This window comes from Candidatus Poriferisodalis sp., assembly GCF_965208895.1.
In the GTDB taxonomy this organism is placed as follows: Bacteria; Actinomycetota; Acidimicrobiia; order Acidimicrobiales; family Poriferisodalaceae; genus Poriferisodalis.
The window spans coordinates 732,641-754,221 of the sequence record NZ_OZ242363.1; the positions used below are offsets into that span (position 1 = coordinate 732,641).

16 protein-coding genes and 1 pseudogene are annotated in these 21,581 nt (G+C 66.5%); 10 read left to right on the plus strand and 7 right to left on the minus strand.

Annotated features, from left to right (window positions below; all coding sequences use genetic code 11):
- Positions 1 to 52 precede the first annotated feature (52 nt).
- Complete coding sequence (locus ACOGJB_RS03395; protein ID WP_419839420.1) at positions 53 to 1,252, plus strand: DUF222 domain-containing protein; 1,200 nt, start codon at positions 53 to 55, stop codon at positions 1,250 to 1,252.
- Between the two features lie 626 nt (positions 1,253 to 1,878).
- Here the strand turns inward: ACOGJB_RS03395 and ACOGJB_RS03400 are convergent.
- The 4 genes from ACOGJB_RS03400 to ilvD form a co-directional block, all read right to left on the minus strand.
- Positions 1,879 to 2,631 (minus strand): dihydropteroate synthase, encoded by a 753-nt coding sequence (locus tag ACOGJB_RS03400; RefSeq protein WP_419839421.1) that lies wholly within the window; start codon positions 2,629 to 2,631, stop codon positions 1,879 to 1,881.
- Between the two features lie 248 nt (positions 2,632 to 2,879).
- Positions 2,880 to 3,428, minus strand: coding sequence for a thioesterase family protein (locus tag ACOGJB_RS03405; RefSeq protein WP_419839422.1), 549 nt, complete (start codon positions 3,426 to 3,428; stop codon positions 2,880 to 2,882).
- 209 nt (positions 3,429 to 3,637) lie between these two features.
- Positions 3,638 to 5,242: an MFS transporter gene (locus ACOGJB_RS03410; RefSeq protein WP_419839423.1), complete on the minus strand. Its 1,605-nt coding sequence runs from the start codon at positions 5,240 to 5,242 to the stop codon at positions 3,638 to 3,640.
- A 258-nt stretch (positions 5,243 to 5,500) separates the two neighbouring features.
- Positions 5,501 to 7,336, minus strand: coding sequence for a dihydroxy-acid dehydratase (ilvD, locus tag ACOGJB_RS03415; protein WP_419839424.1), 1,836 nt, complete (start codon positions 7,334 to 7,336; stop codon positions 5,501 to 5,503).
- Between the two features lie 196 nt (positions 7,337 to 7,532).
- Between ilvD and serB the strand changes: the two genes are divergently transcribed.
- From serB to ACOGJB_RS03460, 9 genes and pseudogenes are all read left to right on the plus strand, one after another.
- On the plus strand, positions 7,533 to 8,768 hold the full coding sequence (serB, locus tag ACOGJB_RS03420; RefSeq protein WP_419839425.1) for a phosphoserine phosphatase SerB: 1,236 nt from the start codon (positions 7,533 to 7,535) through the stop codon (positions 8,766 to 8,768).
- Between the two features lie 105 nt (positions 8,769 to 8,873).
- Positions 8,874 to 9,182: pseudogene (locus ACOGJB_RS03425) on the plus strand (arsenate reductase family protein); the annotation flags it as partial.
- A gap of 38 nt (positions 9,183 to 9,220) precedes the next feature.
- The gene (gene gcvT, locus ACOGJB_RS03430) at positions 9,221 to 10,450 is read left to right on the plus strand and encodes a glycine cleavage system aminomethyltransferase GcvT (protein ID WP_419839426.1); all 1,230 of its coding nucleotides are present in this window, start codon (positions 9,221 to 9,223) and stop codon (positions 10,448 to 10,450) included.
- A 146-nt stretch (positions 10,451 to 10,596) separates the two neighbouring features.
- Entirely contained in the window at positions 10,597 to 13,506 is a 2,910-nt protein-coding gene (gene gcvP / locus ACOGJB_RS03435; protein WP_419839427.1) for an aminomethyl-transferring glycine dehydrogenase, read from the plus strand.
- Positions 13,507 to 13,642: 136 nt separating this feature from the next.
- Positions 13,643 to 14,359, plus strand: coding sequence for a hypothetical protein (locus ACOGJB_RS03440; RefSeq protein WP_419839428.1), 717 nt, complete (start codon positions 13,643 to 13,645; stop codon positions 14,357 to 14,359).
- Positions 14,360 to 14,422: 63 nt separating this feature from the next.
- Positions 14,423 to 15,349: a nucleoside hydrolase gene (locus tag ACOGJB_RS03445; protein ID WP_419840671.1), complete on the plus strand. Its 927-nt coding sequence runs from the start codon at positions 14,423 to 14,425 to the stop codon at positions 15,347 to 15,349.
- Between the two features lie 165 nt (positions 15,350 to 15,514).
- A complete protein-coding gene (gene selD, locus ACOGJB_RS03450; RefSeq protein ID WP_419840672.1) occupies positions 15,515 to 16,642 on the plus strand; it encodes a selenide, water dikinase SelD in 1,128 nt (375 codons plus the stop codon).
- A gap of 14 nt (positions 16,643 to 16,656) precedes the next feature.
- Positions 16,657 to 17,220, plus strand: a complete 564-nt coding sequence (locus ACOGJB_RS03455; RefSeq protein ID WP_419839429.1) for a hypothetical protein — start codon at positions 16,657 to 16,659, stop codon at positions 17,218 to 17,220.
- A 20-nt stretch (positions 17,221 to 17,240) separates the two neighbouring features.
- Positions 17,241 to 18,218, plus strand: a complete 978-nt coding sequence (locus tag ACOGJB_RS03460) for an isopenicillin N synthase family dioxygenase (protein WP_419839430.1) — start codon at positions 17,241 to 17,243, stop codon at positions 18,216 to 18,218.
- Between the two features lie 76 nt (positions 18,219 to 18,294).
- On the opposite strand, the gene ACOGJB_RS03465 is transcribed toward ACOGJB_RS03460, so the two are convergent.
- The 3 genes from ACOGJB_RS03465 to ACOGJB_RS03475 all read right to left on the minus strand — a co-directional run bounded on the left by ACOGJB_RS03465 (position 18,295) and on the right by ACOGJB_RS03475 (position 21,007).
- The gene (locus tag ACOGJB_RS03465) at positions 18,295 to 18,915 is read right to left on the minus strand and encodes a hypothetical protein (protein ID WP_419839431.1); all 621 of its coding nucleotides are present in this window, start codon (positions 18,913 to 18,915) and stop codon (positions 18,295 to 18,297) included.
- An 8-nt stretch (positions 18,916 to 18,923) separates the two neighbouring features.
- Positions 18,924 to 20,192 carry a DUF7224 domain-containing protein gene (locus tag ACOGJB_RS03470; RefSeq protein ID WP_419839432.1) on the minus strand — a complete coding sequence of 423 codons (1,269 nt, stop codon included), beginning with the start codon at positions 20,190 to 20,192 and terminating at the stop codon, positions 18,924 to 18,926.
- A gap of 77 nt (positions 20,193 to 20,269) precedes the next feature.
- The gene (locus ACOGJB_RS03475) at positions 20,270 to 21,007 is read right to left on the minus strand and encodes an ATP-binding cassette domain-containing protein (protein ID WP_419839433.1); all 738 of its coding nucleotides are present in this window, start codon (positions 21,005 to 21,007) and stop codon (positions 20,270 to 20,272) included.
- Positions 21,008 to 21,581: the final 574 nt, after the last annotated feature.

The following is a 21,581-nucleotide window of genomic DNA, read 5'->3' on the forward strand; positions in this document are numbered from 1 at the left end:
GACTCACCGGTTCAGCAGTTTTGATGTGACATCCCTGTCGTACGGTTGTTCTATGGCAAGTGGCGGCGCATCGACTGCGGGCGGCAGTGTGACAGCCCCGTATGGATCCGGTGGGGTGCGTGTGGATGCGGTGGATGTTGCCGGGCTGTGCGGGGAGGCCTTGCAGGCTCGGCTGGGTGAGATTGCTCGGGCCGAGTCTGGGCTGGCCGCAATGAAGGCGGACACCTTGGGCGAGATCGCTCGCCGCGACGGTGACGGTGCGGCTGCGCATGCTGCTGCGGACGCTATGTCTATTTCGGGCCGCAAGGCACGCGGCGACGTGCGCGACGCGGTGAGGCTCGGCGAGCTGGACGCGACCCGTGAGGGGCTTTCGGCGGGCTCGGTTCCGGTGGGCCACGCGCACTTGATCGCCCGTGCCGCGGGCGATGCTGCGATCGACGACCGATACTTGGCAGAACGAGCCCAGCACGAGGGCTATGACGAGTTTCGTCGCACCGTTGAGCGCCATGTGGCCGATGTCAACCGGGATGACGGCGCGTCGGTGCTGGAGCGGCAACGCAAGGCGCGCACCGCTAAGATCTTCACCCGCTCCAGCGACGGCATGACGGTGCTCAACCTCGCCATCGACCCGCTCACCGGCGCCCAGCTGGGCACAGTGATCGCCGCCACCGAGCGGCGCCTGTGCCAACACGAAGACCCTGCTGCGCGACGCACACCTGCCCAGCGGATGGCCGACGCAATCACACAGCTCATCTGCGATCGCGACGCCGAACGCCCCGCGGGCGCGTCACTGATCGTGGTGGCCGACTACGACATGGTGAATCACCAGCTCACCCGCGGCCGCCTCGCCGATGGCACCCCGATCCCGATCGGCGAGATCGCCCGCATCGCCGTCGATGCCGAGGTGCTGCCAGCGATCTTCGAAGCCGCCACCGGCGACTTGCGCATGGGCCGCACCCGCCGCACCGCCACCGACCTCCAACGCGCCGCGCTGGCGTTGCGCGACAAGGGCTGCGTGGGCTGCGGCATAGCACCCGAACGCTGCCAGCACCACCACATCGACCACTGGCAGCACGGCGGCCACACCGACTACCAGAACCTCGTCACCGTCTGCCCCGACTGCCACAACGACAAGATCCACCAACAAGGCTTCACCGTCGAATGGGGCACCACATGCAGCCACTACAGGCTCCAACCGCCGGTCGAGCCGCCAAACATCACTAGCGACCCATCCCGAGCACCGCCAATCTGAACGCCCGGGGGCAGATCGCGGATGTCAAGGCGCACGTAACTAGGCCACCTAGATGATTAGTTCCAAGGGTATGAGCGATGATCTGCAATGAAACTGACTGAAAGACTCGGTAAGGCATTCGTGGACGTCTCGTGGCTGGCGTGCGAGCGGACGTTCGCGGCGAATGCAGCGGAGAGCCTCCCAATATCTGAGGCGCACAGGAACATCGATCCCGGCGTCGGCCCACCACCTCTGATGTCTTTTGGCCATTCTCGGCCACATCCAGGGCCGAGTTCCGCCCGCACCCCTTGGAACTAACCGTCTAGGCGCAGCTCGCCGGCAACACAGGCCCCCGGACGCCGAGGCACACGGCACTTGCGGATTGAGCTGGTCCGTGTATGCAAACGATCACGCACGAGTTCGGGAATGGAACTGGGAGCGGCATCGTGAGAGGCACCGTCGCCGGTGAAGATCGCGGAGCCGGCGCTATTGCGGCGAACGACTGGGGTCGCGGCGTGATCCGACGCCGGCTGAAGGGCTCGGTCTGGCCGGGTCACATCGATCGCAGCGGATGAGATCAATCTCAGCGGACTGGAGTGGCGACCGGTCCCGTCGCTTGCCGACGGCTCGCTGGTGACGGCGCGGTCTCAGCTGGCCGAGGTGAGGATGGCGTGCCGCTCGCGTACTTGGGCGGGGCGGTGGGCTCGCACGTAATCGGGTTTCTGGGAGAGCGCCAGGTCGAGCAGCTCGAGTCGGTCGGGGGTCTGCAGCCAGGGCACTGGCACATACAGGGGCAGGTCGAAGCGGCGCAGCTCCCCCAGACCGCTGTAGATGGCCCGCTGATACTCCGCTCGGTCGGGCCAGTCCATGTCGTGGGGGCCGAAACCGACGCCGCAGTCGAGCAGCAGCTGTTGTGTCACCCCCGCCTGGCGCAGGCGTTCGATGTGCTGCGCGAACCATTCGACCATGACCGTGACGGGGTCGCCGCTCACGTCGCGGATGCTGCGGAAGTCGTGGCCCAGCATGAACGGCAGCACCACGGTGACCCCACGCTCTGCGGCGAGCTCGACCATCTCAGATGACTGCAGCGCGTCGCCGGCATTCAGCACCGTGGCGCCCGCATCGAGTGCCTGCCGGGCCACCTGGGGCTTGCGGGTGTCGATCGCCACCTCGGCGCCCAGCGACAGCAGCCCGCGCAGTGGTCCCACGACTCGCTGCCACTCGTCCTCTGTGCCCACCTCGTCGCTGCCGGGCGTGGAACCCTCGCCGCCGAGGTCGAAGTGGTCGGCGCCTTCTGCCAGCAGCTCGGCGCCACGGGTGGCGGCTTCGGCGCAGCCGTGAACCACCGAGAAATCGGCCTTCGAGTCGGGAGAGGCGTTAACCACGCCGAAGATCTCCACGGCCGCAACATAGTCAGCGCCGTCCAGCCCAGACCGGGGAAGTCAAGGGACCGAGCCAGCAGGGGAAACCGCGGCCCGAGCGGCCCGTGAGCCCAATCGCATGAGGAGGGAGAACAAGACGGGGTGCATACGTCGCACCATGTCACTGCCATGTCGAGCGTGAGCCCGATCACATGAGGAGGGAGAACAAGACGGGGAACGGGGCCGGGGACGCGAGGCCGCGCCAGCAGCTCAGCCGCGCCCAGCGCTCAAGCGAGGTCTGGGTGCCGGAGCGCTTCCACCGAGGAACGGATGCTGATTGCGTGGCCGACCTGTGGGGGCAGCGGCAGATGCCGGTGCGCCTCCCAGATCTCGCCGAGGCGCCGGTACGGCTCATCGGCCATGAGGCCCACGCGCCGGGTCGGACCGTCGATGTGCAGTGACATGACCTCGCAGGTGGCCACGAGGTAGTCCTCTCGGGTCTGGGTCATCGTCTGGAACGCGTGAATGCGCTTGCGGTCAAAGCCGAGCATCTGGACCGAGATCACGAACGGCTCATCCGGTCCGATCTCGCGCACGTAGGTGATGTGGTTCTCGGCCGAGAACGTGGTGATGTCACGCACTTCCCGGTGGGCAGTGCCGAGGCCGATGAAGTCCATCCACGGCGCGATGGCGTCGTCGAACGCCACGAGGTAGTAGCCGGCGTTGAGATGGCCGTTGTAGTCGATCCACTGCTCCTGCACTGTTCCCCTGAGCACCTCCACAGGCACCGCCGGCACATGGTCAGTCGCCTGTGGATTCAGCGACGTATCGCTCACACCAATCTCCTTGCTGCGTCACGGGCACGCACGCACGCCGCAAGTGAACCAGCGAAAGCGCTCGGCCGCTGCACAGCACAGCGCGCGGCGTCTCGAGCGGCCAGACCTTCGCGACCACCCCACCAGCCGCGTCGTCTGCGACCAGCTGCACATCGCAGTGCGCGGCATCTGGAGCGGCCAGACCCTCGCAACTGCACCAGCGAGGGCGCTCAGTTGCGGCGGGCTTCGTCCCTCTCCTCGTCCGCCACGTCAACGACGAGATCCGGCGTTTCCAATCCGTTGCGCTGAGCGGCTCCGTCGGCGGGGAGAGGCCAGAACACCTCGGGCGGGGCGCCGCGCAGCGGAGCCGAGAGTAGCAGCGGGTCGGCGGTCGTCGGCGCCAGCGATGGGTCGGCCGTGACCGGGTCATCGACCGGTCTGATCATCGGTACTGCTGGTTTGCCATTCGGTCCGCCGGCCGCCAACGGGCGCGGCGCGAGCGGACGGGACGACGGAGCCGCCAGCGGCGCTGCGGCCGACGGTTGGGGCACCAATGGACGTGGAACCTCGGCCGCGAGAGGGGCGGGGCGGGGCGGAGGGGGCGCACCAGGTGGTCCGATGTAGGTGGGGAGCGGGACCGGGTGGCGTGTCATAGGCAGGAGTACCGCAACGCCGACGGCTGCGATGACGCCCGCTATGGCGATCGATAGACCGATGCCGCCGGTCGCATCGGCAGTGAAGCCCATCAACGGCGGGCCGATAAGTGCCCCGGTGCCGGCGCTGAAGAACAGCAAGCCCATCACCGCACCGATGCCCGCCAAACCGAACAGGTGAGCCGTGACGTCCCCGAGCAGCGCCACGAAGCCGCCATAGGAGACCCCGAGGATCGACGCGAAGACAATCAGGAGAACGAACTTCGCCTCCAGCCCGCCGACTCGGGTCGTCGCAAACCAGACCGCAAACGCGACCGGCAGCCCGAAGAACGCGATCTTGAGCAGCCGGACCGAGCCCAGCGGCCGGGCCATGCTCGTGAGCGCCATGCGGCCCACGACGCTCGCGAATCCGATGACCGTCAACAGCGCCACCGCCGCCCGTGCCGGGAGGCCATCGTCTTGGGCAAACGTGACCACCGAGCCCAACGACCCGATGACGGCCGCCGTGAAGAACACACCTGAGACCGCCATCTGCCAGAACGGCACAGAACGCACCACAAGAGCGCGATGACGCTGCGGATCGCCCATCTCCATCTTCGGCGGCCGCTTGATCATGAAGAGCGCCGCCGCGAAGATGCCGGCTGACAACACAGCGAGCACCCGCATGCCGCCGCGCCATCCATAGATCTCCAGCAGCCATTGCGCCAGCGGTGCAAAGAGCACGACTCCCAAACCCGAACCCGTGGCGACGAGGCCCTGGGCCACGGCGCGATGGCGGGCAAACCACATCGCCGTGAGCGCGAACAACGGAGCGTTGAAAATCCCGCCGCCGAAGCCCAAGCCGACGCCGAACAGCACATATCCGTGCCACAGCACCGACACGTGTGACATCGCGAACAGGCCGCCGCAGAACATCGATCCGCCCACGATGAGCAGCGGAGCGATGCCGAAACGGTCATAGAAGCGGCCTGAGACCACGGCGCTGCCGAAGAACAGAAACACCGTGATGCCGAACACGAGGCTGATCGGCCCGTGCCCAGTGCCGAACTCCTCCGACATGCTCTTGGCGAACGCATTGAAGCTGTAGATCGTCCCGAACGCCGCCATGACGCTCAGGGCTGCACCGCAGGCCGAGACCCAGCCGCGCGCTGAGTCGAGATGCGTCGCTCCGCCGGCCGTCACGCTTGCGAGGTTACGGCGGCAGCGCCGACCCTGCGGAGGGATGACTCAGCCGAGGCGGTTCATGGTTGTCAATTGAGTAGGCGCTCTACAGCCCGAAACCGCAGCGCAGACGCTCACAGCGGCGAACGGCACCGCGAACGGCACTCAGCCCAGCAGGAGCACGTCGCACAAAGAGCCCCCTCCAAGCACCGGAAGACCGGCTCAGCCCAGCAGGAGCACGTCGCACAAAGAGCCCCCTCCAAGCACCGGAAGACCGGCTCAGCCCAGCAGGGACAGGTCGCGCACTGCGCCCCGGTCGGCGCTGGTGGCCATAGCCGCGTACGCACGCAGAGCAGTGCTGACCTGGCGCGGGCGCGGCTCGGCCGGTTCCCAACCGGCGGCATCCTGTTCAACGCGCCGCCGCTCAAGCTCGGCGTCGTCGACGGCCAAGTTGATCGTGCGGTTCGGAATGTCGATCTCGATCGTGTCGCCGGTGCGCACCAGCCCGATGAGCCCGCCCGAAGCCGCTTCCGGCGAGACATGGCCGATCGACAGACCTGAGGTGCCGCCCGAGAAGCGACCATCTGTCACCAGCGCACACGCCTTGCCGAGCCCCTTCGACTTCAGGTATGACGTCGGGTACAGCATCTCCTGCATACCGGGACCGCCACGCGGACCCTCGTAGCGCACCACCACCACATCGCCGGCCACGACTTTGCCGTCCAAGATGTGCTCAACGGCCTCGTCCTGGCTCTCGACCACGTGCGCCGGCCCGGAGAACACCCAGATCGACTCGTCGACGCCGGCGGTCTTGACGACACAGCCGTCGGGCGCCAAGTTGCCATACAGGATCGCCAGCCCGCCGTCGGCCGAGTAGGCACAATCGACGGAGCGAATGCAGCCGCGCTCGCGGTCGACGTCGAGCGTACGATAACGCTCAGACTGGCTGAACGCCACCTGCGTCGGGATACCCGCCGGACCGGCCCTGAAGAACTCGGACAGCGCCGGATCGTCATTGGTGGCAACGTCCCATTGCGAGATCGCATCGAACATGGTCGACGAGTGCACCGTAGGCACCTGGTTGGCAATGAGGCCGGCCCGATTCAACTCGGCCAGGATGCCCATGACCCCACCGGCACGGTGCACGTCTTCGACGTGGAAGAACTCCGACGCCGGCGCAACCTTGCAGATGTTCGGCACCTTGCGCGACAGCCGGTCGATGTCGGCCATGGTGAAATTCAGCTCTGCTTCCTGAGCCGCCGCCAGCAGGTGCAGGATCGTGTTGGTCGACCCGCCCATGGCGATGTCGAGCGTCATGGCGTTCTCGAAGGCCTCGAAGCTGCCGATCGAGCGCGGCAGCACCGTGTCGTCGCCCTCCTGGTAGTAGCGCCGGCACAGGTCGACCACGACGCGTCCCGCTTCCAGGAACAGCTCGCGGCGGTCTGCATGGGTCGCCACCACCGTCCCGTTGCCGGGCAGCGACAGCCCCAGCGCCTCGGTCAGGCAGTTCATGGAATTCGCGGTGAACATGCCCGAGCACGAACCGCACGTGGGACAGCCCGACCGCTCCATCTCGGCCACGTCCTCGTCGCTGACCGACTCATCGGCAGCAACCACCATCACGTTGATGAGGTCGACCTTCTGAGAAGCCAGCTTCGTCTTGCCGGCCTCCATCGGGCCGCCGGACACGAACACTGTGGGGACATTCAGCCGCATCGCGGCGTTGAGCATCCCCGGGGTGATCTTGTCGCAGTTGCTGATGCACACCAGCGCATCGGCGCAGTGCGCATTCACCATGTACTCGACCGCATCAGCGATCAGATCACGAGACGGCAGGCTGTAGAGCATCCCGTCGTGACCCATCGCGATGCCGTCGTCGACGGCAATCGTGTTGAACTCCTTGGCCACGCCGCCGGCGGCCTCGATCTCGCGGGCTACAAGCTGACCGAGATCCTTCAGGTGCACGTGTCCGGGCACAAACTGGGTGAACGAGTTGGAGATGGCGATGATCGGCTTGCCGAAATCGTCATCGGTCATGCCGGTAGCTCGCCACAGCGCCCGGGCTCCGGCCTGATTTCGGCCCGCAGTGGACGTGACTGATCGGTAACTCGGCATGGGTTCAGCCTACGCCCGGGCTGTCACATCGCTTCAACCCGACGCACCCCCGCGACCGCTGTCCCCATCCACGGATCTCGCACCCCGTCTCGGTGCCCGCTCCGCTGTACCGCCGTGGCGCACTTACTTCGCCCGCCGAGTGCATTCACCAAGCGACCAAGGCCCGATCCAGGGGCGAACTAGCCTGCGCCTTCCCATGGCCCCGCACGACGATGCAGTGCCGAAGGACACGATCCTCATCCGGGTGACCGGTCCCGACGGCCCGGGAATCACCACCGACCTGCTGGCTCTGCTCGCCAATGCCGGCGCCGACGTAGGGGACATGGAACAGGTCGTCGTGCGCCGCCAGCTCACACTCGGGCTCGCAATCACGGTTCCCGCAGGCCGAGATCTCGTCAAGGAAGTGCTGCTGTTCGGCTACGAGCGGGGCCTCGAGATGAACTTCGAGGTCGTCGACGCCACGCCGACCCGGCACGTGGAGCGCCTCGTGGTCACCGCCTTGGCGCCCGAGCTCAGCCCGGCCGACCTGTCGGTCGTCACCAGCGCTATCGCCACCAGCGGCGGCAACATCGATCGCATCCACCGACTCTCACGCTTCCCGGTATGGAGCTACGAGTTCCTGGTCGAAGGCGCGCAGGGCGACAAGCTCCGCACCGACCTGATCGAAGTGGCCGCTGACCGGCGCATCGACATCGCCGTGCAGCCTCACGGTCTGTCACGGCGCTCGACCCGAATGATCGTGATGGACGTCGACTCGACGCTGATCCGCGATGAGGTAATCGACCTTCTGGCCGCCGAAGCAGGACACGAAGCGCGCTCAGCGGAACTGACGGCCGCCGCGATGGCCGGCGAGATCGACTTCGAGACGTCGCTGCGACAGCGAGTGAAGCTGCTCACCGGCCAGCCCACCGAGATCATCGACTCGGCGATCGTGCACATGAATCTGACACGCGGGGCCCGCACCTTCGCCCGAACGCTGAAGCGGCTGGGCTACAAGGTCGCGATCATCTCCGGCGGGTTCACGCACTTCACCGACCACCTGGCGAAGCGACTCAAATTCGACCACGCCTACGCCAATGAGCTCGAGATCCGCGACGGCAGGCTCACCGGCGAACTGGTCGGCGAGGTGATCGACGCCGAGGCCAAGGCACGGCTGCTGCGACAGCTCGCGTACATCGAGGGCGTGCCGCTGGAGCAGATCGTGGCAGTGGGCGACGGCGCCAACGACCTCCCGATGCTGACAGCGGCCGGGCTCGGCATCGCGTTCAACGCCAAGCCGATCGTGGCCGAGTCGGCAGACGCCACCGTCAACGTCCCGTACCTGGATGCGATCCTGTTCATGCTGGGCGTCACACGCGAAGAAGTCGAGGCCGCCGACGCATCGACGACGCCGCTGAACGCGGAGCGGCCGCTCTCGACGCTGCTGCGCTGACATTCATGCCGCCATGCCGAGACTTGGACGGCTCGCGCAGGTAACTTCGGCCTCATGGCCGAAGTGACGATCTACCACAACCCCCATTGAAACTCCTCGCGGAATGCCTTGGCGGTCGCCGAGGAAGCTGGAGTGGAAGCCGACATCGTCCTGTATATGAAAACGCCGCCCGACCGCGAGACGCTCGAGCATCTGGTGTCGATCCTCGAGGACCCCGTCGAAGACCTGGTGCGCAAGGACTCGCAATTCAAGAAGCTGAACCTGAACGCGGATGACTACGTGGGCAATCCCGAAGCGGTCGTCGACCTGCTGAGCCAGCGCAAGGCGCTCATGCAGCGCCCGGTGGTGGTACACGGCAACCGGGCCATCGTCGGACGCCCGAAGGGTCGCATCGCCGAGCTGCTGGCCGACTGAGACACGTCGCTTGATGACTGCGCCGAGAATCACGGTCGATGACTGACGCGAGCGGCGAGGGCGCTGGCGAACCCTGCGTAGATCCCGACACCGGCGGCGTGTGCACCCCGCTGTTCGATCTGCACACCGAGCTCGGCGGCCGGATGGTGAACTTCGGCGGCCACGCGCTGCCGATGCGCTACGGCGACGGCACCGTGGCCGAGCACCGAGCCACCCGCACCGCAGCGGGCCTGTTCGACGTGAGCCACATGGGCATCGTCGAGCTCCACCCCACGGGCACCGATGGGACCGCCAGGGTGGCTGCGTGGCTGGAGCGCTGCGTGCCGGGCTCGATCGTCAATCTGGCGCCCGGTCGGATGCGCTACACGCTGTTCACTACGGCGGGGGGCGGGGTGCTCGACGATCTCATCGTGACCAACCTGGGGCACTGCCTGCGAATCGTGGTCAACGCGGTGCGCACTGATGCAGACCTGGACATGCTGCGAGCCGCGAACGAAGGCAGCGACAGCGGCACCGACAGCGGGCGCAACGACGACGGCGGTGGCGGCGGTTTCGCCGGCACGGTGCACATCAAGGTACGGGCCGACCTGGCGCTGGTTGCGCTGCAGGGGCCTGCCGCAGCCGAGGTGCTTGCACGCTGGGCTGCGCCCGCCGCCGAGCTGGCGTTCATGTACACGGCGACCCTGCCGATCGACGGCGTCGACTGCGAAGTGTCTCGCTGCGGGTACACTGGCGAGGACGGCTTCGAGATTGCCATGCCCGTCGCCGAAGCGGTGCACATCGCACGGCTGCTGCTGAGCGCGGAGGAGGTCTCTCCCGCCGGGCTCGGCGCCCGTGACACGCTGCGGCTCGAAGCGGGGCTGCCCCTGGTGGGCCACGAGCTGACCGAGGCGACCACGCCGGCCGAAGCAGGTCTCGGCTGGTCCATACCGAAACGCCGGCGCGCCGACGGCGGTTACCCCGGCGCTGAACTCATCGCGACGCAGCTCAGTGACGGACCGCCACGGCTGCGGGTTGGCATCGCAGCAGAAGGCCGCCGCCCGATCCGCGACGGTGCCGTGCTGAGGGCCCCGAACGGCACCGACATCGGCATGATCACTAGCGGCGGCTACGGCCCTACCGTCGATGCGCCGATCGCCATGGCCTACGTCGCAGCCGAGCATGCCGCGGCGGGCACCGAGCTGCTGGCCGAGGGCCGCAAGGGTGCCGAGCCATGCCAGGTGGCGCCCCTGCCGTTCGTCGAGCACCGCTACTGGCGGCCGTCGTGACCACTGGGCGTGACCGATGACGCCGCACACCAGAGCGACCGACCGGCGCCACCGACCGGCGCGAGAACGGCGCCGCCTGTCGGCGCATCGGTGGCGTGAGCAGGGTGCGCAGCCACCACGAGTCCCCCAAAGCATGAGTGACAGCCATGAGTGAATTCCAACAGCAGCTCGCAGCCCCAGGGGCGTTCGCAACGCGTCATGTCGGCCTTCGTCCCGATGACATCACCGCCATGTTGAAGCGCCTCGGGTTCAGCTCGCTCGAAACGCTCGTCGACGCCGCAGTTCCCGCGGAGATCCGCATCGACGAGCCGATCGTGCTCGACGGCATCGAGCAGCCCCTGACCGAGACTCAAGCCGCCGCAGCGATGCGCTGGCTGGCAAACGCCAACCAATCCATGCATTCGCTGATCGGGCTGGGCTACTACGGCACGCTCACCCCCGCGGTCATCCGGCGCGGCGTGCTGGAGGATCCGTCGTGGTACACGGCCTACACGCCGTACCAGCCCGAGATCTCCCAGGGACGGCTGGAAGCGCTGCTCAACTACCAGACGATGGTGTGCGATCTGGTGGGCATGGAGATCGCCAACTCATCGCTGCTGTGCGAGGGCACCGCGGCTGCCGAGGCGATGGCCATGGCCCGTCGCATCACACGCAGCGGGCCCGACTGCTTCTTCGTCGACGCCGACTGCCATCCCCAGGTGATCGATGTGGTTGCCACACGCGCCGGACCGCTTGGCATCGAGCTCGTCGTCGGGGATCCCGCGACGGAACTCCGCCCCGAAGAGGTGTACGGCGCGCTGCTGGCATATCCCGGCAGCAGCGGCGCCGTCCGCAACCTTCGGCCCGCAATTGAAGCCCTGCATGGCAGCGGCGCGATCGCGGCGGTCACCGCCGATCTGCTGGCGTGTTGCGTGCTGACGCCGCCCGGTGAGCAGGGCGCCGACATCGTGGTCGGCAGCTCGCAGCGCTTCGGCGTGCCGCTGGGCTTCGGCGGACCGCACGCGGCGTTCCTCGCCACCAGCGAGAAGCACCGGCGCTCGATGCCCGGACGGCTTGTGGGCGTCTCGGTCGACGCGGCCGGCAGGCCCGCCTACCGGCTGGCGTTGCAGACCCGTGAGCAGCACATACGGCGCGAACGCGCCACCAGCAACATCTGCACCGCACAGGTGCTGCTGGCGGTCATGGCTTCGATGTATGCGGTCTGGCACGGCCGCGAGGGCCTGGCCGAGATCGCCGAGCGCACCCACTGGCTCACCGCCGGGCTTGCCGAGGGCCTGGGAAACTTGGGCCTGCGCCCCCGCAACGAGACTTTCTTCGACACGCTGAGCGTGGAGGTGCCCGACCGCGCCGACGAGGTGCTGGCAGCAGCCCTCAACGCCGGGATCAACCTGCGGCGCATCGACGGCGACACCGTGGGCGTCTCGCTCGACGAGACCTGCGACGAGGCGACCGTCGCCCGGGTGCTCGACGCATTTGGCAGCACAGCCAGCGGCGAGACGCACGACGTCGCCTCGGTGCAGGCGCTGGCCGCCTCCGCGCCATCACCCATCGCAGGCGAGCTGACGCGCACCAGCGAATACCTCACCCATCCCACGTTCAGCGCGTACCGCTCGGAGACCGAGATGATGCGCTACCTGCGCCGTCTCGCTTCCTACGACGTTGCGCTCGACCGGTCCATGATCCCGCTGGGCAGCTGCACCATGAAGCTCAACGCTGCATCTGAGATGACGCCGGTCACCTGGCCGCAGTTCGCCGACATTCACCCCTTCGCGCCGAAAGACCAGTGGGAGGGCTACCGCCAGATCATCGCCGACCTCGAACGCTGGCTGGCAGCGATCACCGGCTACGACGCTGTGTCGCTGCAGCCCAACGCCGGCTCCCAGGGCGAGCTGGCCGGGCTGCTCGCCATCCGCGGCTACCACGACGACCGTGGCGACACCCACCGCACGGTGTGCCTCATCCCCTCCTCCGCTCACGGCACCAATGCGGCCTCCGCGGTGATGGCCGGCATGGCGGTGGTGGTGGTGGGCTGCACCGACGACGGCGATGTCGATCTTGACGACCTCGACGCCAAGATCGCGGAGCACGGCGACAACCTGGCGGCGTTCATGGCCACGTACCCGTCCACGCACGGCGTCTACGAAGACGGCATCCGCCAAGTCTGCCGCAAGGTGCACGAGGCGGGCGGGCAGGTGTACGTGGACGGCGCGAACCTCAACGCCCTCGTCGGCCTCGCGGCGCCCGGCACCTTCGGCGCCGACGTCAGCCACCTCAACCTGCACAAGACGTTCTGCATTCCCCACGGCGGCGGCGGGCCGGGCATCGGGCCGGTAGCGTGCCGCCTGCACTTGGCCAAGTACCTGCCCAACCACCCGCTCGCCCCCGATGCGGGTCCCAGCACCGGCCCGGGCGCCATCTCGTCGGCACCGTGGGGCTCGGCGGGCATCCTGCCGATCCCGTGGATGTACATCGCGATGATGGGCGTCGAGGGACTCACCCGGGCCACCCAGACGGCGATCCTGTCGGCCAACTACTTGGCGTCGCGCCTCGGCGAGCACTTCCCGATCCTGTACCAGGGCCGCTACGGACTCGTCGCCCACGAGTGCATCGTGGACCTGCGGCCGTACTCGCAGTGGGCCAGCGTCGACGACGTCGCCAAGCGGCTCATCGACTTCGGCTTCCACGCCCCGACCATGTCGTTCCCCGTCGCCGGGACGCTGATGATCGAGCCCACCGAGAGCGAGTCGCTGGCGGAGATCGACCGGTTCTGCGATGCGATGGCGGCGATCCGCGCCGAGATCGACAAGGTCGCCTCGGGCGAATGGCCCATCGATGACAACCCGCTCGTCAACGCGCCTCACACCGCGATCGATTCGCTCACCGGCGAGTGGGCGCACCCCTACTCGCGTACCGAAGCGGTGTACCCGATGGGCACCAATGTGGCCACGCTGATTGCCGACAAGTACTGGCCGCCGGTCAGCCGCATCGACGGCGCGTATGGCGACCGCAACCTCATGTGCGCCTGTCCCGACCCTCGCGCCTTCGAGACTGGCTAGCCCCGCGAGCAGGTGCAGCGGAACCGACTGCTGCGGCGCGGACTTGCCGTGGGGACATGGCTGCGGCACAGACTTGCCGTGGCGACATGGCTGGGGCAGCTCGGCTCGACGGGGAATGGATCGGTAGCGTTCGGTCATGGCGAGAGTGGATCCGCGAGTGCTCGAGATGCCGGTCGATGCCGAGCCCGGCACGATGCCGTACTTCTCCCACATCGACTCGTGGCTGCGCGCCGAGATCGACGGCCTCACCGACGCTCAGCTCGATCTCGACGACCAGTCCCCCGAGCGGGAACTGATGTGGTGGTCGATCCGCCGGCAGGTCAGCCACATCGCCTGGGTATCGATGATCTTCTCAAAGCGCCGCTGCGGCGCCCTGCTGTGGCCCGAAGGCAACATCCCCGAACCCATCGTGTGGTCCGAGCATCACCAAGGCCCCAACAACAAGCACAACCTGCGCCTCGACCCTGCCCTGTTCTGGGAAGTGCCCGACCTACTCGACAAGCTCGACCTCGGCCTGAGCTGGATGCGCTACGTGGTGGCGTCGCACCCCATCGAGACATTCCGCGAGATGGTCGAGTCGCGTCACAGCACCCACTTCTGGGACGACGTCATCACGGTGCTGCCCCGCGGCGCCTGGCACGACCCCGACGACGAGCGGCGGGTGGTGAACACGCTGGAATGCGCGATCTGGATGCTCTTCTACGAGATGTCCTCGCACATCCGCTCCATCCAGCGGATCAAGGCGATCCAGGGGCTGCCGTCGGCTGTGGAGCTGACCCGGTTCGGCTACCTGCGGCTCCCCCACTACTGGGGAGAAACCGAAGCCCCCGCACCCAGCATCACCAAGCTCTAGCCCCGCGCCGACACGCCGTCATCACGGAATCCTTGTGCCGTCGACAATGACCGAGTGAGCCGCATGGCAGCGCCCAAGATCATCCTCGACTGCGACCCAGGTCACGACGACGCCGTGGCAATCCTGCTGGCGGCGCGCCACTGCGACATGCTGGCCATCACCACCGTGTCGGGCAACGCGCCGCTCGCGCTGACCACCCAGAATGCGCTGCTGATGTGCCAGCTCGCCGGGCTGGACATACCTGTCCATGCGGGCGCGGATCGGCCGCTGCTGGTGCCTGCCACCCATGCGCCGCGTGCCCACGGGGCGACGGGTCTCGACGGCCCGCCGAGGCCCGAGGTTCACCGCAGCGAGACCAGCAACGACGCCGTCGGCTGCGTCATCGAGACGGTCCGGGCGCACGACGACGTGTGGCTCGTGCCGGTGGGGCCGCTCACCAACATCGCGCTCGCATTCCGGCAGGCCCCCGACATCGTCGAGCGCATCGCAGGTGTCTCGCTCATGGGCGGCGCGATCGGACCGGGCAACGTCACGCCCACCGCCGAGTTCAACATCTGGGCCGATCCGCACGCGGCCCAGATCGTGTTCGCTGCGGGCGCGCCACTGGTGCGCATGGCGGGGCTGAACCTCACCCACCAGCTCTGCGTGGGCCCCACCGAGACTGCTGCGCTGCGAGCCCACGGCGGCGGGGTGTCGACGTTCGTCGCCGACCTGTTCGAGTTCTATCTGGCCGGCTACCGCGAGCGGGCGGGGTTGGAGGCTGCACCGATGCATGACCCCTGCGCTGTGCTGGCGGTCACGCGGCCCGACCTGTTCACCTTCACGGCCCGCCATGTCGACGTGGAGACTGACGGCACGCTCACCCGGGGCATGACCGTCGCCGACGAGCGGCCGGGCACAGATGCCTCCCCCAACTGCGAGGTTGCCGTCAGCATCGATGCCGACGCAGCATTGGCACTCATTGTCGACGCTGTCTGCAGCTACCGATAGCGCCCACGCAGACAGCTCAGCCTTCCCGTAGTCGCATCAGTTCTTCGCGCTCTTGTCCGCTCCGCTCACGGGCCGCTCGGGCCACGGCTACGCCTACCGGCGCAGCCTCTGGGTACCGTTGCCGCTGTGCCGACCGACAGCACACCGAACAGCCCGGCGTTCCGGCTGAGCCAGTACAGCCACGGCGCGGGCTGAGCGTGCAAGCTCGGCCCGTCCGAGCTTGCGCAGGTCTTGCGCCACCTGACTCCCCCATCGCATCCAGATCTGCTGGTCGGCAACGACACCAGCGACGATGCCGCCGTGTGGCGGCTCTCCGAGGGCCAGCTGCTGGTCAGCTCCACCGATTTCTTCGCCCCGATCGTGGACGATGCGCGCACGTGGGGCCGCATTGCTGCGGCCAACGCGGCCAGCGATATCTACGCCATGGGGGCCAGACCGCTGTTCGCGCTGAACTTGGCCGCCTGGCCCCGCGAGGTGCTGCCGCTGGACCTGCTGGGCGAGGTGCTGGCAGGCGGAGCCGACGCCGCCGCTGAGGGCGGCTGGGTGGTGGCCGGCGGCCACACCATCGACGGCCCCGAACCGCTCTATGGCATGGCAGTGACCGGTCTCAGCACCCCCTCTGGCACAGCCGACGCCGCCATGGGAGCCTGTGACACACCAGCCGCAGCCGGCACAGGCCTGCTCACCAATGCGAGCGGGCAGGCGGGCCAGGCCCTCGTGCTCACCAAGCCACTGGGCACGGGCCTGCTCGCCACTGCACTGAAGCGCTCCGATCCCGAAGCGGCCGTCCGAGGCGGCGCGCTGTCTGGGGCCTACGAAGCCGGCGTGGCCGAGATGTGCAGGCTCAACGATGCCGCCGCCGCTGCGGCGATCCGGGCAGGAGCAACGGCAGCCACTGATGTCACCGGCTTCGGCCTGCTGGGGCACCTCGCCGAGCTCGCGGCAGCCAGCGGGGTGGGCGCCGCTGTGGAAGCCGGCGCAGTGCCGCTGCTGCCCGACGTGATCGGGCTCGCGACCAGCGGCTTCGTGCCCGGAGGCACCGGGCGCAACCTTGAGCACCTCGCCGAGCGCCTCGACGGCGGCGACGAGCTCACCCGCTCCGTGCTCGGCGATCCCCAGACCTCAGGCGGCCTGCTGTTCAGCCTCGATCCCGGCCGCGCGGGCGAGGCGGTGCGCGAGCTGCGCGACAGCGGCCACGCCGCTGCGGTCATCGGCGAGCTGACCGGCGGCCCGGTCGGAACGATCGTGATCGCCGGTGCGCTCACCGGAAGCAACATCGCGGGCTCCCGCTGAGGCCTGCGATGGTCATGGGGCGGCGGGGGGTGTTTCCCGGCTCGTTCAACCCGCCGACCACTGCGCATCTCGCCATCAGCGAGGCCGTGGTCAAACAGCACAGTCTCGATGTGCTCGTGTGGACAGTGAGCCGGGTGGCGCTCGCCAAGGAAGAGGTGCAGCTCCCGCGGCTCGCCGACCGGATCGCAGTCCTCGAAGCCGTCGCTGCGCCGATCGATTGGCTCGAGATTGCCGTCACCGAGGTGCAGCTGCTGTCGGAGATCGCAGCCGGCTTCGACGTGATCGTGATGGGCGCCGACAAGTGGCACCAGATCCACGACCCGGTCTTCTACGGCAACGATCCGGCCCGCCGCGACGCGTCCATCGCTGCGCTGCCGGCCGTCGCCATCGCCGCCCGGCCGCCGCACGACTGCCCACCCGAGATGGTGCTCGACGTGCCGGACTGGGTGGGCACCGTGTCGAGCACCAGAGCCCGCACCACTGACCCGACCCTGATGGCGCCCGCGGCGGCCAGCTTCGACGCACACACCGGCGCCTGGACCGACCCGGTGCGCTACGAGGCCTGGCTGAGCGGCTAGCAGCAACACTGAGGAGCGTTATGGACGAGATTCTCGATGTAGACCTGCTCGCGTTCGAGCACCGTTCGCCAGCCCAGCGCCGGGCGGTCACCGACGGCGTCATGGCAAGCCTGCGGACGGGCTTCGTTTACACCGCGCACGATCTCTCGGGCGGCCTGCTCGACGAGGCGTACGACGTGCTCGGCCGGTTCTTCGCGCTCGAGCCCGACACCAAGGCGCGCTATGTCGACGCGGAGTCGTTCGGCGCTCGCGGCTACACCGGCCCGCTCACCGAGACCGCCGCCGTCTCCGACCTTCCCGATTGGAAGGAGATGTTCAACTGGAGCGACCTGCCTCCCGCAGGCCACCCGCTCACCGTCACCTACGGTCGCTGGTACCGGCCCTCGATCTTTCCCGATGATGAGATCAGCGGCGCCGCCGAGATCCTCACCGAGTTCCACCGGCGGCTGGTGGAACTGCAGCGGCGCTTCCTGCGGGTGATCGCCGAGGGCATCGGCGCCCATGAGACGTACTTCGACAGGATGACCACGTTCGGCACGCACCTGTCGCGGGCCATCCACTACCCGCCGATGTCACATGCGCCCGCCGCCGGTGCCGAGGGCCACATCTGGGCCGACGAGCACGCCGACATCAACCTCATCACGGCATTGCCGCGGGCCACCGAGCGGGGCCTGCAAGTGCAGATAGACGGCGAGTGGGTCGACGCAGCCCCGCCCGACGACCACGTCATCATCAACTCGGGCATCATGCTCGAGCACGTCACCAACGGCCTGATCGGCGCCGGCTGGCACCGCGTCAAGGCCGACCCCGCCCAGCGCGGCAGCCGCCTCAGCGTGGTGCAGTTCTGCCACCCCCGCCCGTCCACCATCCTCACGCCCGCGCCGTCCACGGTCGGCCCGGATCGCCCGTGCCGCTACGAAGCCGTCTCCGCCGAAGACCGCCTCGAAGAAGTGATCTGGGAGATCAACCTCATCCCCGACGCCCGCCGCGTGGAGTAACCGCGACCGAACCGAACTGCTTCGGCGTCGGGCCAGGGCCGGGCCAGACGTTGAGCGTCAATGAGCCAGACCGCGACTATCGCAGTCCCTTGGTGATGAGCCGTGAGTTGTGCGGTGGCTGGACTGCCGCTAACGACGCTCCAACCAAGAAGACGGCGGCAGCCAGCCCGATGGATGCCGCTGTGTCGGGCGGTCGAAGCGTCAACGCCCAGATACTTGGCTCTCCGGTCTGGCCGCGGCCGAACAGCACCACAGCCATACCCGCAATGAGCGGCCCGATGGTCATGGCCCGTGTTGCGCCGATAGTGCGAGACACACATGCGATTCCGAGGTAGATCAGCGAATTGCGCGCCCAGATCAAGTGTGAGTACGAGTCCATCTGCCAGCTGCCGATCAAGCCGCTGATCAGCCCGACTGCGGCCAGAGCGACCAGCAGACCGACATCGAACAGGTGGAATCTGACCAACGGGCACGCGATCCGATCTCCCTTATCGGTGTCAAGGATGACCTGCACCATGGCCACCATGATGATGGGCGCCAGCACCGCTATCGGGGTGTCGACGAGATCTCCGAGCAACAGATCGGGGAGCGGCACCAGTGTTTGGGACGCAAGCCACGGATGCAGCGCTTGCAGCGCGAAGACGGTCAGCGTCAACCGAGGTCGGCGCGCGCGCAGCCACAGTTTCAGTCCCGTCACGCGGACCATCAATCTGCCAGACCGGCCAAGTTCTCAGTGTCAACTGAGTGACAGCCGAGAATTGCGTGAACGCTTGCTGCGATGAACCTTGATGTGCGATCGGGTTCCGCGAGAACATAGTCGACAACTTGCAGCTGGTCGGCGGTGAGTGTCGGCAATTGGCTTGTGTCGCCAGCGACCAAGTTCCACAGAACAGCGCGGGCCAGCGGCACGAGATCTTCGGATGACCTGCGCTCGTCATGAGGAGGTGTGTGACGCGATCGACAGACAGGTCGTGGAATCACTGCATTCGTCAGCCGTGCACGCAGCGCCCCGGGCACCTCAAGGACCCTTGGGTGCAGTTGCAGCGTCCACGTGTGATCTTGACTTCGAGCAGGAACGATTGTACGGTCAACGCGCTTGTCGTAGGTCCATTCCGTCGTATCTGCCGCTTCGGTAAACGTCTGCGGTGTCCTGATCCCGGATGCGCCGAGCCGATCGCGCACGATCGAGGTTTCTGCTCCGACTGCCTCGAAGAGCTCCTCGTGCTCCGGCCACAAGCACACCTGTGTCGCACCATGCTGCTCGCACACCAGTTCCGATGAGGGTCGAGGAACGACGCTGTCCCAGCCGAGTTGTTCCACCATTCGAATACCGACCGCCAACAGACCTGCGACGGGCAACACCGCAGCAAGGACCCACAGCTCCGGTCGCTTCGAAGAGAGCGCTACAGCGACGATCACAGACGCCACTGCGAGCAGCAGCGTTGCGCCGATGGCCCGTATCGACAACGCCTCGTACGCCGAACAGCAACCCGCAAGGGTGCCAGTCATGTGGCGCGGCCACACCAAGCCGATCGAAGGCGGATAAGCAATCGCGAGCCATGTCACGATCACTGCCAGAGGCACCGCTAACGCAGTCGGGACGCGAACTGCGACTGCAGACCAGAATGCGAACACCGACAGCAGTACCAAGTACGGTATCATCATCGCCAACAGTCCCCGTGGGGTGATCGGTATGCGGCTCACATACCAGACCTGCACTAGTGCGAAAAGAGCGAATGACACAAGAATCGACGGCACAGCCGCACGAAGAATTATCTGCCAATGACTCTTCAATGCATCGCCGCGCAGTGCATTGCTCTTTCTCAGCTTTCCGATTTCCCAAGTGAGGTAACCGGCAAGCAGGGGCACCAATAGTGAAGTCAGCAGATTACTGGCATCGCCCAGACGGTCATCGAGATAGTAGTCGAGTGCCCCGGAGTCTCCATCGAAGATGGAGTGAGACCGAGCTGCCAAAGCGCAAAGAGCAACTCCGAGGACGACAAGCGAGGTACGTCGTCGCACCATTGTCACAACCAGCGACGTTGCAGCATCTAGACAGAAACGCCACGAATGGCATGAATATAGGCGTCAGTGTAGCCAGCATGGCCATCGGTAAACTCGTCGGCGGTGCCGCGGAAACAGACTCGGCCGGCCGACAGCACGGTCACAAAGTCGAAATGCTCGAAATAGTCAGCGATCCTGTGGGTCGATAACATGAGAATCGAAAAGTTGCTGAGCTGGCTCAGAATCGCCCCGAAGTGAGCTATTTCAACAGGGTCTAGACCCGCGGTGGGCTCGTCGAGTAAAACGATGCTGGGTTCGTGTACCAAAGCCTGCGCGAGTCCCACCCGTCTGAGTTCTCCCCCTGATAACTCAGACACGTAGCGATCAGTCAGCGTCGAGAGATCAACGCGGTCAAGCACTTCGTCGGTACGTTCTCGAATGTCCGAACGATTCATGCCTTTCAGCCAGCCTGCATACGCGACCTGCTCCTTCACTAGCATCCCAGGATACGGATAGGTGAGCTGCGGAAGCCAACCAATGACTCTACGCAAGCGTCGACGAGTTCGCCGGTGCGTCACGTCCTCTCCATTGAAACGCACCGCGCCACCTTGGGGCGCCATTACTGACGCAGCAAGGGCAAGCATCGTCGACTTTCCGGCCCCGTTCGGACCGAGCAAGAGCGTCGCACCGGCGTCGAAATCGTAATCGAAAGAAGCAAACACCGGCGTACTCAATCCATAGCGGAATGTCAAAGCGTCAAAACCGAGCTGGGCAGAACTATTCACGGACGGGCCTCAGAGCTTCAAGCAAGTACACCGGGTGCGAATACGTGCCTTGGAACTGCTTCACACTAGGGCAACTGATTTAGGGGGAAATGCTGACGAAAGAACGGCTAAGATGCACTTGGGTGCCACTCCGCACTCCCATTATCTCGTCCAGCTCGGCAAAGAAGGTCCCATTGTCGTCCACACCCACCCAAGCGTGATAATCTTCGTCCTCGCAGTAGAATAGCGATTCGCCGTAGCCTTGATCAGGCCAAAGGGTAATCTGACGGCGCAACTCAAGACCTACAGTCTCGTCGTAGCTAATGTCTCCACTGTGGGTCCTGCAGTCGTACAAACTGATTTCAACATCGTAGGTGGAGACATAGTTATTCTCATCGTCCCATGTTGGAGTATCGTCACCGACGTGTCCTGAGGTCCAGAAGTCTTTGTGATTCCAGTAGTTTTCTTGGTAACTGTCGGCACCGTCGGCACCAGCAATGCTCGGAATCGCAAGGACCGCGAGTACTATCAGAAATGCTGCCGCTATACGGACTCTTCGCGCCCTTGCTCCCCTCACTCGGATGATCCACGCCGC

Coding starts and splice junctions, on each gene's coding strand:
- serB (WP_419839425.1), top strand. CDS start 7,533: ATGGCCCCGCACGACGATGCAGTGCCGAAGGACACGATCCTCATCCGG.
- ACOGJB_RS03445 (WP_419840671.1), top strand. CDS start 14,423: ATGGCAGCGCCCAAGATCATCCTCGACTGCGACCCAGGTCACGACGAC.
- ACOGJB_RS03395 (WP_419839420.1), top strand. CDS start 53: ATGGCAAGTGGCGGCGCATCGACTGCGGGCGGCAGTGTGACAGCCCCG.
- ACOGJB_RS03455 (WP_419839429.1), top strand. CDS start 16,657: ATGGGGCGGCGGGGGGTGTTTCCCGGCTCGTTCAACCCGCCGACCACT.
- ilvD (WP_419839424.1), bottom strand. CDS start 7,336: ATGCCGAGTTACCGATCAGTCACGTCCACTGCGGGCCGAAATCAGGCC.
- gcvT (WP_419839426.1), top strand. CDS start 9,221: ATGACTGACGCGAGCGGCGAGGGCGCTGGCGAACCCTGCGTAGATCCC.
- gcvP (WP_419839427.1), top strand. CDS start 10,597: ATGAGTGAATTCCAACAGCAGCTCGCAGCCCCAGGGGCGTTCGCAACG.
- ACOGJB_RS03440 (WP_419839428.1), top strand. CDS start 13,643: ATGGCGAGAGTGGATCCGCGAGTGCTCGAGATGCCGGTCGATGCCGAG.
- ACOGJB_RS03460 (WP_419839430.1), top strand. CDS start 17,241: ATGGACGAGATTCTCGATGTAGACCTGCTCGCGTTCGAGCACCGTTCG.